Origin of the sequence: Streptomyces sp. NBC_00158 (genome assembly GCF_045160885.1) — a bacterium.
Taxonomy (GTDB): Bacteria; Actinomycetota; Actinomycetes; order Streptomycetales; family Streptomycetaceae; genus Streptomyces.
In genome coordinates, this window is the sequence record NZ_CP108161.1 from 5,529,718 (window position 1) to 5,542,581 (window position 12,864).

General features: G+C 74.3%; 13 protein-coding genes. 7 read left to right on the plus strand and 6 right to left on the minus strand.

The window, feature by feature from the left end; translation table 11 throughout:
- Positions 1-27: 27 nt before the first annotated feature.
- Positions 28-888: a DUF4184 family protein gene (locus OG553_RS25460; RefSeq protein ID WP_405981206.1), complete on the minus strand. Its 861-nt coding sequence runs from the start codon at positions 886-888 to the stop codon at positions 28-30.
- Between the two features lie 146 nt (positions 889-1,034).
- Here OG553_RS25460 and OG553_RS25465 point away from each other — a divergent pair, with 146 nt between their 5' ends.
- On the plus strand, positions 1,035-2,285 hold the full coding sequence (locus tag OG553_RS25465; RefSeq protein WP_405981207.1) for a lytic transglycosylase domain-containing protein: 1,251 nt from the start codon (positions 1,035-1,037) through the stop codon (positions 2,283-2,285).
- Positions 2,286-2,298: 13 nt separating this feature from the next.
- On the opposite strand, the gene OG553_RS25470 is transcribed toward OG553_RS25465, so the two are convergent.
- Positions 2,299-2,694 (minus strand): DUF6234 family protein, encoded by a 396-nt coding sequence (locus tag OG553_RS25470; protein WP_405981208.1) that lies wholly within the window; start codon positions 2,692-2,694, stop codon positions 2,299-2,301.
- 129 nt (positions 2,695-2,823) lie between these two features.
- Here OG553_RS25470 and OG553_RS25475 point away from each other — a divergent pair, with 129 nt between their 5' ends.
- On the plus strand, positions 2,824-2,964 hold the full coding sequence (locus OG553_RS25475) for an SPW_0924 family protein (RefSeq protein WP_405981209.1): 141 nt from the start codon (positions 2,824-2,826) through the stop codon (positions 2,962-2,964).
- Positions 2,965-2,977: 13 nt separating this feature from the next.
- Positions 2,978-3,949: a DUF3068 domain-containing protein gene (locus tag OG553_RS25480; RefSeq protein ID WP_405981210.1), complete on the plus strand. Its 972-nt coding sequence runs from the start codon at positions 2,978-2,980 to the stop codon at positions 3,947-3,949.
- On the opposite strand, the gene OG553_RS25485 is transcribed toward OG553_RS25480, so the two are convergent.
- Positions 3,936-6,695 (minus strand): ATP-dependent RNA helicase, encoded by a 2,760-nt coding sequence (locus OG553_RS25485; RefSeq protein WP_405981211.1) that lies wholly within the window; start codon positions 6,693-6,695, stop codon positions 3,936-3,938. The two genes, OG553_RS25480 and OG553_RS25485, sit on opposite strands and share 14 nt — an antisense overlap.
- Positions 6,696-6,699: 4 nt before the next feature.
- Entirely contained in the window at positions 6,700-7,530 is an 831-nt protein-coding gene (locus OG553_RS25490) for a class I SAM-dependent methyltransferase (RefSeq protein WP_405981212.1), read from the minus strand.
- A gap of 373 nt (positions 7,531-7,903) precedes the next feature.
- On the opposite strand from OG553_RS25490, the gene rpsA reads away from it, so the two are divergent.
- The 4 genes from rpsA (at position 7,904) to OG553_RS25510 (ending at position 11,747) form a co-directional block, all read left to right on the plus strand.
- Complete coding sequence (gene rpsA, locus OG553_RS25495) at positions 7,904-9,418, plus strand: 30S ribosomal protein S1 (RefSeq protein ID WP_007263497.1); 1,515 nt, start codon at positions 7,904-7,906, stop codon at positions 9,416-9,418.
- Positions 9,419-9,650: 232 nt separating this feature from the next.
- Entirely contained in the window at positions 9,651-10,589 is a 939-nt protein-coding gene (locus OG553_RS25500) for a PAC2 family protein (RefSeq protein WP_007263496.1), read from the plus strand.
- A gap of 78 nt (positions 10,590-10,667) precedes the next feature.
- Positions 10,668-11,270 carry a dephospho-CoA kinase gene (coaE, locus tag OG553_RS25505; protein ID WP_405981213.1) on the plus strand — a complete coding sequence of 201 codons (603 nt, stop codon included), beginning with the start codon at positions 10,668-10,670 and terminating at the stop codon, positions 11,268-11,270.
- Between the two features lie 144 nt (positions 11,271-11,414).
- Positions 11,415-11,747, plus strand: coding sequence for a tetratricopeptide repeat protein (locus tag OG553_RS25510; protein WP_405983130.1), 333 nt, complete (start codon positions 11,415-11,417; stop codon positions 11,745-11,747).
- Between the two features lie 8 nt (positions 11,748-11,755).
- Here the strand turns inward: OG553_RS25510 and OG553_RS25515 are convergent, their stop codons facing one another.
- The gene (locus OG553_RS25515; protein WP_405981214.1) at positions 11,756-12,028 is read right to left on the minus strand and encodes a DUF6343 family protein; all 273 of its coding nucleotides are present in this window, start codon (positions 12,026-12,028) and stop codon (positions 11,756-11,758) included.
- Between the two features lie 69 nt (positions 12,029-12,097).
- Complete coding sequence (locus tag OG553_RS25520; RefSeq protein WP_405981215.1) at positions 12,098-12,718, minus strand: hypothetical protein; 621 nt, start codon at positions 12,716-12,718, stop codon at positions 12,098-12,100.
- Positions 12,719-12,864: the final 146 nt, after the last annotated feature.

A 12,864-nucleotide genomic window follows, 5' to 3' on the forward strand; every position in this document is an offset into this window, starting at 1 on the left:
CGTCGCCGACGCCCGTCCCCGCCCGCCTCAGGCGGCGGGGACGGGCGTCCGCGTTTCCAGGTCCGGGCCGACGGGACGGTCCCGGTCGCGGCGGTGGCGCAGCCGGACGAGGACCCCGTACAGCAGCAGCCCGACGGCGAGGCCGCCGCCCGCGCCGAAGCAGACGGTCGGGATGATGTCGAGCGGGGTGCGGATCCGGTCGTAGAAGGTGTAGAAGCGGATCACCCGCAGGGTGATCCCGACGGCCGCGCAGCCGGCGATCAGCGCGGCGGCCCCCCACCGCTCCGCGCGGGTGAGGACCGGCACGGAGGCGGGCGCGGGCCCGGCCGGCAGCCGCCGCAGGCCGCTCACGGTGAACCAGAGCAGCGCGCAGGCCGCCACCGCCGAGGAGCCGTACTGGAGGTAGGAGTAGAGGGGCAGGCCGAAGGCGAGCGGGTCGCCGAGCCACGGCAGGGCGTTCGTCCCCCAGCGGTCCAGGTGCGTGAAGCTGTCCCACACCACGTGGGTGAGGGAGCCGGCCACCGCCGAGAGGTAGAACCACGGCGCGAGCACGGCCGCCCGGCGCCCCCGCCAGTCCTCGCCCCGCACGAAGCCGTGGACCCGGCCCCGCAGGTTCCGCGGCAGGAGCGCGAGGAGCGGCTCGCGCAGCAGCAGCCAGCACGCCGCGAGGAGCGCGGTCAGTACGGCGTCCACGGTGGCCACCCCGAGCAGGGAGTGCGCGAAGTGGCCGTAGCCCATCACGCCGTTCACGACCGCGTCCGCGAAGTAGAAGGTGTCCGGCGCGAACGACCCGAGGACGAGCGCCGAGGCGACCAGCGGCCCCCGGGCGTGACCGGCCCGGCGTATGGCCGGAAGTACGGCGGCCGCGTGGCTGAGAGTGAACGGCACGAGTGCTCCTAGCGGGTTCGGGATCCGGACAGTATGCGTGAGCTGCGAGGGAACGTGGGGATGTGGTGAATTTCCGCGGCGCGACGCGTGCCCTGTGAAGGGAGCTGACGTAGGGTCACGCGGACGTCTAGGGGAGGGGATCCGTCATGTCGGCACGAATATTCGGACGCGGCCTGCGCAGGGGTGCGGCCGCGGCACTGGTCTCGGCACTGGTGGCCGCCGCCATGACGGCGTCCCAGGCCCCCGCGGGCGCCGACGAGGAGCGCACGGCGGCGGCCGGCGAGGAGGCGGCGGGGACGGTCGCCGCCGGCTCCGGCGGAGACTCCGCCTACTTCACCGAACTCCCGCCGCTGATAAGCCCCCAGCCACCCGCGGTGGTCCTGCCGGACGGCCAGTCGGGCGCCCCGGTGCAGCCGCAGACCGCGCCCACGCCCCCCTCGGCCGCGGTGCCGGTGACGGTCCCGCCCGTGGTGGAGGGCGCGCAGGGGATACCGGCGAGCGTGCTCGCGGCGTACCGGGCGGCCGAGCAGCGGGTGGCGGCGAACGACCCCGGCTGCGGGCTGCGCTGGCAGCTGCTCGCGGCGATCGGCAAGGTCGAGTCGGGGCAGGCGCGCGGCGGGCAGGTCGACGCCGCCGGGACCACCCTGCGGCCCATCCTCGGCCCGGTCCTCGACGGGAACGGCTTCGCGAACATCTCCGACACCGACCGCGGGGCCTTCGACGGCGACGCCCGCTACGACCGGGCCGTCGGGCCGATGCAGTTCATCCCCTCCACCTGGGCGGCCTGGGGCCAGGACGCGAACGGCGACGGGCGGCGCGACCCCAACAACATCCACGACGCCGCGCTGGCGGCCGGGCGCTACCTGTGCGCGGGCGGCCGCGACCTGCGGACCGGGGCCGGCCTGGACCGGGCCGTGCTGTCGTACAACCAGTCCGGGGAGTACCTGCGGACGGTGCGGTCCTGGTTCACGTACTACCTCCAGGGCGCGCACGAGGTCCCGGACGCGGGCGGCAGCGGCGCGGGTACCGGTGCGGGCGTCCCGGCGGGCCCCCGCCCCTCGGATCCGAAGCCGAGCCCGACGCCGACCCCGGCTCCGTCCCCGAAGCCCACCCCGACTCCCAGCCCCACCCCGAGCCCGTCGACGAAGCCGACGCCGAAGCCGAGCCCCACCCCCACGCCGAAGCCGACCCCCACGACCCCGACGACCCCGAGCCCGACGCCCACGCCGAAGCCGACCCCTAAGCCGTCGTCGACACCGAGCCCCACGCCGACGCCCACGCCGTCCCCGAGCACCACCCCGAAGACCGGCCCGTCGGCCTCCCCGACCGCGACCGCGACCGCAACGGCGACGGCGACCGCGCAGCCGCCCAAGCCGAGCCCCGGCCCGGCCCGTTAGCCGCCGGTCCCGCTCAGCCGTTGCACCAGGGCGCCGACGGCGAGTCCCGGCAGGGGCTCGCCGGCGCCGGCCTGTCCTCGTGCACCTGGTAGGCCGCCCCCATGACGATCGCCGTCACCGTGGCCATCGCCATGACGCCCTGGGTCACCGCCGTCACCCCCGCGCCCCGCCGGGACGCCCGCAGCGCGACCCACGACATCAGCGCGGCCAGCACCCCGGCGGCCACCAGGTACCCCCACACCGGGTGCGGGGGCGCCGGCGTCGTCGGGTCGAAGTCCAGACCCGTGAGCACCCACACCAGGAAGACCCCGGCGAGCGCGATCAGTTCGAGGACGACCAGTCCCACCGCCCCGGCGATGTCGGCGCCCAGGTCCCCGCGCCGCGTCGGGGCGGCCGTCGTCGTACTCATGACCGCCAGCCTGCCCGCGCCCGGCGGCCCGGACATGAGTACGCGTACTCAACCGGACGGTTCTCATCTCACCCCCGCGTTGCTACGGTACGCCTCCCTGACGACCCATCAGATTCCGGAGGCTCCGCCGTGCGCGCACTCGCCGCCGCCGCCGTCGGGCTGGCCGCCGCGCTCGCCCTCGTCCTCGCCGTGACCGCCGCCGGGGTGCCGGAGGGCAAGACCTCGCCCAGACCCCTGCTCACCACCGCGCCCGCCGCGCCCGGAAAGTAGAGGAGGCCCGGCCGTGCGACGCAGAGCGAGCCTCGTACTGCTTGCCCTGGCCGTGTTCTGCGCAGCCCTCGCACCACTGCTGCGCTGGTACGCGTACCCCCGGCTCGCCAAGATCCCGGCCGGCCAGTACCAGGAGATGGTCCTGGAGGCCAAGGACGCCACCCTCCTCGACTACGCGGGCGGCATGCAGCCCAAGAAGGTCGACAAGGTCACCATCGTCCAGACCCTCAAGGGCAACGTCGAGGCGTCGAAGGAGATCGAGGCCGACGCCGGGAAGGACGTGGTCGTCTGGGACACCCTCTCCTACATCATCGGCCCGGACGGCAAGATGGTCTCCCGGATCCCCGAGCGCTACATCTTCGACGCCCACACCCAGGACCCGGTGCACGCCACCGGCGAGATGGTCGACGGGGACCCGGTCAAACGCGAGGGCATCGAGTTCAAATGGCCCTTCTTCACCGAACCGCGCGACTACCTCTACTTCGACGCGCAGACCCGCACCTCCTCGCCCATCCACTACGTCGGCCCGCGCACCTACCGGGGCATGGACGTCTACTACTTCGAGCAGACCGTCCCCTGGACCAAGGTCCCCATGCCCAAGAAGATGCCGATCGAGGGCATCGACCCCGCCACCATCGAACAGACCACCGGCACCACCCTCTGGTACACGGTCAAGGCCAGGTTCTGGGTCGACCCCGTCACCGGCGCGCCCGTCAACGCCGAACAGGACATCCAGCAGGAGATGCGCGGCGGCATCGCGGCCGGAGCCCCCGACGGCAGACTGACCGCCTTCGCCGGACACGTCACCATGCGCGAGGACTACGCCAAGCACACCCTCGACCTCGTCGCCGCCAACCGTACGAAGGTCCTCGCGCTCCACACCTACGCCCCGGCCGGCCTCGCCCTGGCCGGCCTGGCACTGCTCGCCGCCGCCCTCTGGCTGGAGGCCCGGGGGCGGCGGACCCCCGGGGTCACCGCCCCCTGAGGCGGGTGTTGGTGTGCCGGGTGGGCTCGGCCGTCGCCGGGTCCTCGGGCCACGGGTGCTTCGGGTAGCGGCCGCGCAGCTCCGCCCGCACCGCGCGGTAGCCGCCCTGCCAGAAGGAGGCCAGGTCGGCGGTGACGGCCGCCGGCCGCCCGGCCGGCGACAGCAGGTGGACGAGTACGGGAACCCCCGCCACCCGGGGCGTCTCGGCCAGCCCGAACAGCTCCTGGAGCTTCACCGCCAGCACCGGCTGCTCGGTCGCGTAGTCCACCCGGATCCGGGACCCGCTGGGCACCTCGATCCGCTCGGGCGCCAGCTCGTCGAGCCGGGCCGCCTCACCGGTGGCCCAGGGCAGCAGCCGGTTCAGGGCCTGCCCCGCGTCGATCCGCCCCAGGTCGGCGCGGCGGCGGGCGCGCGACAGCTCGGGCTCCAGCCAGTCCCCGGCCCGCTCCAGCAGCGCCGCGTCGTCCGCCACGTCCGGCCAGGCGCCGCCGAGCCTACGGTGCAGGAACCCGAGCCGGGCCCGCAGCGCCAGCGCGTCCGGGGACCAGCGCAGCAGGCCCAGCCCCTCGGCACGCAGCCCGTCCAGCAGGGCCGCCCGCACCGGCTCCGGGGCCGGGTCGCGCAGCGGGCGGGCGACCAGCTCGACCGCCCCGAGCCGCTCGACGGCGCGGGCGAGCACGTCGCCGTCCTCCCAGCGAACCTCCTCGCCCTCGGTGCGCAGGTGGGCGGCGGCGGCCCGGGCGGTGTCCTCGTCGAGCACCGCCGCCAGCCGGACGCGGGCGGACGCCGCATGCGGGGCCCGGTCGGCGACCGCGACCGCCAGCCAGGGCGCGTTGCGCAGCGCCGAGCCCTCCCCGACCTCGGCCGCGGTCCCGGAGGCCATGAGGAAGGCCCCCGAGCCCTTGGCCCGTGCGACCCGCTCCGGGAACGCGAGCGCGGCCACGAGCGCGGCGGCGGCGTCATCGGCGGGGTGCCCGCCGGGGGAGAGCTCCCCTACCCGCCCTGCGCCCGTTCCCCGGGCTGCGCCCGGACCCCTCCCGGGGGCTCCGCCCCCAGACCCTCCCCCGGCTACCGCTGGGGGGACCCCCAGCGCCTCAAACGCCGGCGGGGCTGGATTCTCCAGCCCGTCCGGCGTTTGAGGACCGGGGTCCGGGGCGGAGCCCCGGGAGGGGGTCCGGGGCACAGCCCCGGTTTCGGGAAGGGGCGGGGTGGGGGAGAGGCCCCGCGCAGCGGACCCGGCACCCGCGGAGCCCACCGCCCGCTCCAGCCGGGCCGTCTCCGCGCGCCAGCGCCCCGCGTACGGATCGCCCCCGCGGCGCGCGCGCCGCCACGCGGCGGCCAGGTCGTCCCCGTACTCCCGCGGCGGCTCCTCGCTCAGCAGCGCCACCACCTCCGCGGCCCGGCGGGCACCCACCGCGGCGGACCCGTCCAGCAGGGCCCGGCCCAGCCGCGGGTGCAGCCCCAGCCGGGCCATCCGCAGCCCGCGCGGCGTCGGCCGCCCGGCCGCGTCCACCGCGCCCACCGCCACCAGCACCTCCCGCGCCGCGGCCATCGCCCCGGCCGGCGGCGGGTCCAGCAGCGCCAGCCCGGCCGCGCCCGGATCGCCCCAGCAGGCCGCCTGGAGGGCGAACGGCGCCAGGTCCGCGATCCGGATCTCCGGCGCGGGGAACGCGGGCAGCCGGACGTCCTCCGCCTCCGCCCAGCACCGGTACACCACGCCCGGCGCCTCCCGCCCGGCCCGGCCCGCACGCTGGCGGCCCGCCGCGCGCGAGGCCCGTACCGTCGCCAGCGCGCCCAGCCCCCGGGCATGGTCCACCCGGGGCTCGCGGGCCAGCCCCGAGTCCACGACCACCCGTACGCCCGGAACGGTCAGGCTCGACTCCGCGACGGCCGTCGACAGGATCACCCGGCGGTGTTCCGAGGCGGTCAGCGCCGCGTCCTGCACCGCGGCCGGAGCACGGCCGTGGACCTGGAGCACCTCCGCGTCCACCCCGGCCAGCTGCCCGGCCACCCGGGCGATCTCACCGACGCCGGGCAGGAAGCACAGCACGTCGCCGGAACGTTCCGCCAGGGCCCGCCGGACCACCGCCGCCACGTGCGCCAACTGCGCCGGATCCACCCGCATCCCGTGCGGCGGCCGCACCGGCCGGGCCGGCGGCGCCCACACCGTCTCCACCGGGTACGCCACCCCGGCGGCCTCCACCACCGGAGCGTCCCCCAGCAGCCGGGCCCAGCCCGCCGCGTCGGTCGTCGCAGAGGCCGCCAGCAGGCGCAGCTCAGGGCGCAGGGTCTCGCGTACGTCCAGCAGGAACGCGGCGACCGTGTCCGCGTCCAGGTGCCGCTCGTGGCACTCGTCCAGGACCACCACGTCGACCCCGGCCAGCTCCTGGTCCCGCTGGAGGCGCTGGAGCAGCACGCCGGTGGTCACCACCTCCACGGCCGTGTCCCGGCCCGCGACGCGCTCCCCGCGCACCGTGAAGCCCACCGAACCGCCGACCGCCTCGCCCAGCAGCCACGCCATCCGCCGCGCCGCCGCCCGGGCGGCGATCCGCCGGGGCTCGGCGACGACCACCCGGCGCCGCGGGCCCCCGCCCACCAGCCCGGCCAGCACGAGCGGCACGAGCGTGGTCTTGCCGGTGCCGGGCGGCGCGCACAGCACCGCGGTGCCGTGGCCGTCCAGCGCCGAGACGAGGGCGGGCACGGCCTCCCGTACGGGGAGGGAGTCGAGGGCGGCCTGGCGGATCAAGCGATCAGTCCCTCTCGCACACGAAGATCGCGGTACCCGGGATCAGGTTGCCGCGCAGCGGGGACCAGCCGCCCCACTCCTGGCCGTTCCACGCCGGCCACTCCGGCTCCACCAGGTCCAGCAGCCGGAAGCCGCCCGCGACCACGTCGCGGACCCGGTCGCCGATGGTGCGGTGGTGCTCGACGTAGACGGCGCGGCCCTGCTCGTCCTGCTCCACGTACGGGGTCCGGTCGAAGTAGGACGCGGAGACGGAGAGCCCCTCGGCGCCCGGCTCGTCGGGGAAGGCCCAGCGGATCGGGTGGGTGACGGAGAAGACCCAGCGGCCGCCGGGGCGCAGCACGCGGCGCACCTCCCGCATCACGTTCACCGGGTCGGCGACGAAGGGGACCGCCCCGTACGCGGAGCAGGCGAGGTCGAAGGAGCCGTCGCGGAAGGGCAGCCGGCCGGCGTCGGCCTCGACGAGCGGGACGTCCCCGCCGATGCGCAGCGCGTGCTGGAGCTGGCGGTGGGAGAGGTCCAGGGCGACGGGGCGGGCGCCCCGCGCGGCCAGCCAGCGCGAGCACTGGGCGGCGCCGGCGCCGATCTCCAGGACGTCCTTGCCCTTGAGGGAGGCGGCCGGGCCCAGCAGCGCGGCGTCGGCCTCGTCCAGGCCTTCGGGGCCCCAGACGAAGCGGTCGTCGCCGAGGAAGGCGCCGTGCTCGCTCTGGTACTCGTCGGCGTTGCGGTCCCACCAGCCGCGGCTGGCCCGGCTGCTCTCCGCCTCGCCCGCGTCGCGCCGGGTGGCCTCGGCGTCGTCCTCGGCGTCGGTTTCGGGGGCGTAGTCCTCTTGGTTCATGGGGCCCGTCGTCGTAGTCTGCGGATGGCTCGGTGGTTCCGGTGGCCGGAAAACTCGTGCGGAGCGCTCATCACCGCGTCCCCGCCCACGAATTGTGCCGGTTATGCGGTGATCTGCCCGCGGTGTGCGCCTTCGCGCATTGACCCTGTCCGGCTGCCCCCGTATGCTACAAGTTGCGCTGCGAGCCTGTGCTCCTCAGACCTAGCAGGCTGCGCTTGCATCTGTTGAATGTCCCCTCGGTTTTCGAGGCCCTCCCCCTTTCAGGGGATCTTGGGGCTTCTTTGGCTGTCCGGCTTCTTCGGCAGGTGCCGATAAGGGCTCCCGGCGTAGCAGTACCTACGACTTTCTGTCCGTAACCGGAGCCCTTTCCCACATGACGAGCAGCACCGAGACCACCGCCACCACCCCTCCGCAGGTAGCGGTCAACGACATCGGTAACGCGGAAGCCTTCCTGGCCGCGATCGACGAGACGATCAAGTACTTCAACGACGGCGACATCGTCGACGGCGTCATCGTGAAGGTCGACCGGGACGAGGTCCTGCTCGACATCGGTTACAAGACCGAAGGCGTGATCCCGAGCCGCGAGCTCTCGATCAAGCACGACGTCGACCCGAACGAGGTCGTCAAGGTCGGCGACGAGATCGAGGCCCTGGTTCTCCAGAAGGAGGACAAGGAAGGCCGCCTGATCCTGTCCAAGAAGCGCGCTCAGTACGAGCGTGCCTGGGGCACGATCGAGAAGATCAAGGAAGAAGACGGCATCGTCACCGGTACCGTCATCGAGGTCGTCAAGGGTGGTCTCATCCTCGACATCGGCCTCCGTGGCTTCCTGCCGGCCTCCCTCGTCGAGATGCGCCGCGTCCGCGACCTCCAGCCCTACGTGGGCAAGGAGCTCGAGGCGAAGATCATCGAGCTGGACAAGAACCGCAACAACGTGGTCCTGTCCCGCCGCGCCTGGCTCGAGCAGACCCAGTCCGAGGTTCGCCAGACGTTCCTCACCACCCTGCAGAAGGGTCAGGTCCGCTCCGGCGTCGTTTCCTCGATCGTCAACTTCGGTGCCTTCGTGGACCTGGGCGGCGTCGACGGTCTCGTCCACGTCTCCGAGCTGTCCTGGAAGCACATCGACCACCCGTCCGAGGTCGTCGAGGTCGGTCAGGAAGTCACCGTCGAGGTCCTCGACGTCGACATGGACCGCGAGCGTGTCTCCCTGTCGCTGAAGGCGACGCAGGAAGACCCGTGGCAGCAGTTCGCCCGGACCCACCAGATCGGCCAGGTCGTCCCGGGTAAGGTCACCAAGCTGGTTCCGTTCGGTGCGTTCGTCCGCGTGGACGAGGGCATCGAGGGTCTGGTCCACATCTCCGAGCTGGCCGAGCGCCACGTGGAGATCCCGGAGCAGGTCGTCCAGGTCAACGACGAGATCTTCGTCAAGGTCATCGACATCGACCTCGAGCGTCGCCGGATCTCGCTGTCCCTCAAGCAGGCCAACGAGTCCTTCGGTGCCGACCCGGCGTCGGTCGAGTTCGACCCGACCCTGTACGGCATGGCCGCGTCCTACGACGACCAGGGCAACTACATCTACCCCGAGGGCTTCGACCCCGAGACCAACGACTGGCTCGAGGGCTACGAGACCCAGCGCGAGACGTGGGAGCGCCAGTACGCCGAGGCGCAGGTCCGCTTCGAGCAGCACCAGGCCCAGGTCATCAAGAGCCGCGAGGCCGACGAGGCCGCCGCTGCCGAGGGCGCTGCCGCCCCGGCCGCCGGTGGCAACGCCGGTGCGGGCGTCTCCGGTGGTTCGTACTCCTCCGAGGGTGCGGACGAGACCTCCGGCGCCCTGGCGTCGGACGAGGCCCTGGCCGCGCTCCGCGAGAAGCTGGCCGGCGGCCAGAGCTGATCGCAGCGCGATCACACTCCGGTGTGAGCTGAGCTGAGCTGAACGACGAGGCCCGTCCCCTTCGGGGGGCGGGCCTCGCCGCGTTCCCGGGAGCCGTCCGAGGGGCGCGCACCGGCACCGTGGGTCCGCCCGCGGTCGCGTTGCGTTTGTGTTAATGCCGCCCACCTGGGAATGGCCGCGCGGCCCCGGACGTTCTTCGCAGGGAACACGGCGCGAGGGAGGAGTGGTGACGGTGCTTGATCCACAGGGTCTGTACGAATGGGATGCCAAGGGTCTGGCGGTGGCGGACCTGGCGCTGACCCAGGACTCGGCCGGACTGGTCATGCTGTACCACTTCGAGGGGTACATCGACGCGGGCGAGACCGGCGAGCAGATCGTCGAACGCCTCCTCGACACCCTGCCGCACCAGGTGGTGGCCCGCTTCGACGCGGACCGGCTGGTGGACTACCGGGCCCGCCGCCCGCTGCTGACCTTCCAGCGCGACCACTGGACCGAGTTCGAGGAGCCCCGGCTGGAGGTCCGCCTGGTCCAGGACGCCACCGGAGCGCCGTTCCTGCTGCTCTCCGGCCCCGAGCCGGACGTGGAATGGGAGCGCTTCGCCGTCGCCGTCCGGCAGATCGTGGAGCGCCTCGGGGTCCGTCTCTCGGTCAACTTCCACGGCATCCCCATGGGCGTCCCGCACACCCGGCCCGTCGGCATCACCCCGCACGGCAACCGGACCGACCTGATGCCCGGCCACCGCAGCCCCTTCGACGAGGCCCAGGTGCCCGGCAGCGCGGAGTCGCTGGTCGAGTTCCGCCTCGCCCAGGCCGGACACGACGTGCTCGGCGTCGCCGCCCACGTCCCGCACTACGTCGCCCGCTCCCCGTACCCGGACGCGGCACTGACCGCCCTGGAGGCCATCACGGCCGCCACCGGGCTGGTCCTGCCCGCCGTCGCGCACGCCCTGCGCACCGAGGCGCACCGCACGCAGACGGAGATCGACCGGCAGATCCGCGAGGGCGACGAGGAGCTCGTCAGCCTCGTCCAGGGGCTGGAGCACCAGTACGACGCCGCCGCCGGGGCCGAGACCCGGGGCAACATGATCGCCGAGCCGGCCGAGATCCCGTCGGCGGACGAGATCGGCCGCGAGTTCGAGCGGTTCCTGGCGGAGCGCGAGGGCGAGGGCTAGGGCCGGGGCGAGGGCTGGGGCCACGGCGTCCGGCGGGCGGTGTTCCTCGGGAGGGGGACACCGCCTAGGGTGCTGACCATGCTGAAAGTGGGCCTGACAGGCGGAATCGGTGCCGGCAAGAGCGAGGTCTCGCGGCTGCTGGCCGGGTACGGGGCGGTCGTCGTCGACGCCGACCGGATCGCGCGGGAGGTCGTGGAGCCGGGTACCCCCGGGCTCGCGGCCGTGGTGGAGGCCTTCGGGGACTCCGTGCTCACCGCCGACGGGCGGCTGGACCGCCCCAAGCTGGGGGCGATCGTCTTCGCCGACCCGGTGAAGCTCCAGACCCTCAACGCCATCGTGCACCCGCTCGTCGGGGCCCGGTCCGCCGAGCTGGAGGGGGCGGCGGGACCCGACGCGATCGTGGTGCACGACGTACCGCTCCTCACGGAGAACGGCCTCGCGCCCCTGTACGACCTCGTCGTGGTCGTGGACGCGGCCCCCGGCACGCAGCTGGCCCGGCTGACCGCACTGCGCGGGATGACCGAGGAGGAGGCCCGCGCCCGGATGGCCGCCCAGGCCACGCGGGAGCAGCGGCTGGCCGTGGCCACGCTCGTGATCGACAACGACGGGCCGTTGGAGGCGCTGGAGCCCCAGGTGCGCAAGGTCTGGGAGGAACTGACCACGCGCGCCGCGGCGGAATAGCCGCAGCGGCGGAGGGCGTTGAACGCGCCCGTAGAGGGAAGGAAAGACATCGTGTCCGAAACCACGCCCCCGCCGCCGCCGTCCACCGGACCCGGATCCGGACCCGTCGGGCCGTCGGGTTCCGCGAGCCCCGAGACGCACGTCATCGACTACCGGGCCGCCGAGCAGCTCCTCGCCGCCCGCGACCCGCGCGGCGCGGTCCGGCTGCTCGACTCCGTCATAGCCGCGCACCCCGAGAACACAGCGGCCCGGCTGCTGCGCGCCCGCGCCTTCTTCGCGGCCGCGCAGCTGCGGCCCGCCCAGCTGGAGTTCGAGCTCGTGCTGGAGCGGGAGCCGGACAACGCGTACGCCCACTTCGCGCTCGCCCGCACCCACGAGCGGGCCGGCCGCCCCGAGCAGGCCCGCCGGCACTTCAGGCTCGCCGCCGCGCTCGACCCGCAGCCCGAGTACCTGCAAGCGGCCCGCTTCCAGAACTAGGCCACGGTCTAGCGCCGGCGCGGGGGCTCGTACGGGGGCTCGTACGGGGGGACGTCCGGGCCCGGCTGGTAGTGCGGGCCCTGGTGGATGTGCCGGGCCACGACGGCCAGGTCGACGGCGGCCACCAGCGCGAGCGCCGCGCAGGCGGCCGCCCATCCGGGACGGCCGGCCAGCGAGAACGCGGCCGCCCCGGCGGCGGCCCAGACCAGCCCCCACAGGCTCAGCCAGAACCGCAGCCGCAGCGGACTGCGGGCGGTGACCGGCTCGTTTCCGGTACGCATGACCATCGCCTCACCTCGGGTGGAGGCCTCGGTTCCATGGTCCCACCCGGGGGCCGGTCCCGGGGGGCGTCAGGGGTTGAGCTTGTTCACGGCCGTCGTGGTCGTCTTCTTGAAGGCGGCCACGGGGGCGTCCGGCAGGTTGCCCATCTGGCCCCACTTCACGACGGTCACGGTGGAGCCGTCGAGTCCGATCCCGTACAGGTGCACGCCCGGCTCGGACTCCGGGATGGAGGCGCCGACGCCGTAGACGTGCGCGCCCTCCTCGACGGACAGCTTCCCGTAGTCCTGCCAGGAGGCCGTGCCGCCCGGGTTCGCGCGCAGCCAGTCCGCCGCGCAGGCGGCGACCTTGCGCTCCAGGGCGGTGGCGAGCTTCGCGGCGGCGCTGTCGGAGGCGGCGCGCACGGAGATCTGGACGGCGCCGGTGTCGAACTCGGTGCCGAACGCGCGGTGCCAGCTGCCGGCCGCCGGAAGCACTCCGTCCAGGCAGAAGGGGGCGTCCTCGGGCAGCCCCTTGGTGACCTTGCCGGGGAACCAGGGGGAGGAGGGGTGCGGGGGCAGGTCGGTGCCGTTCAGGAACCCGGGGGCGGTGGCGGCGGTGGCGGTGCCGGAGGCGGTGAGGGCCAGGGCGGCCGCCGCCGCGAGGGCGGTGGCCACGAGGGCCGGGGTGCGGTGGCTGGTGCGTCGGAACACGGTGTCTCCCCGTCAGAGATGTGCTTGCGGTCGTGGTTGCGGTGCGGTCGGTCTGCGACTGCCCCAACAGCCTGCCCCGCTCCGGGGCGTTGGAGCGCGGTTCGCCGCGGAACCGGGACACTGGAACGGCTGGATGCACTGTCACC

What these genes read in the sequence shown, in the direction of transcription:
- OG553_RS25465 (WP_405981207.1), top strand. Translation starts at nt 1,035, where the DNA reads ATGTCGGCACGAATATTCGGACGCGGCCTGCGCAGGGGTGCGGCCGCG.
- OG553_RS25470 (WP_405981208.1), bottom strand. Translation starts at nt 2,694, where the DNA reads ATGAGTACGACGACGGCCGCCCCGACGCGGCGCGGGGACCTGGGCGCC.
- OG553_RS25490 (WP_405981212.1), bottom strand. Translation starts at nt 7,530, where the DNA reads ATGAACCAAGAGGACTACGCCCCCGAAACCGACGCCGAGGACGACGCC.
- rpsA (WP_007263497.1), top strand. Translation starts at nt 7,904, where the DNA reads ATGACGAGCAGCACCGAGACCACCGCCACCACCCCTCCGCAGGTAGCG.
- coaE (WP_405981213.1), top strand. Translation starts at nt 10,668, where the DNA reads ATGCTGAAAGTGGGCCTGACAGGCGGAATCGGTGCCGGCAAGAGCGAG.
- OG553_RS25515 (WP_405981214.1), bottom strand. Translation starts at nt 12,028, where the DNA reads ATGCGTACCGGAAACGAGCCGGTCACCGCCCGCAGTCCGCTGCGGCTG.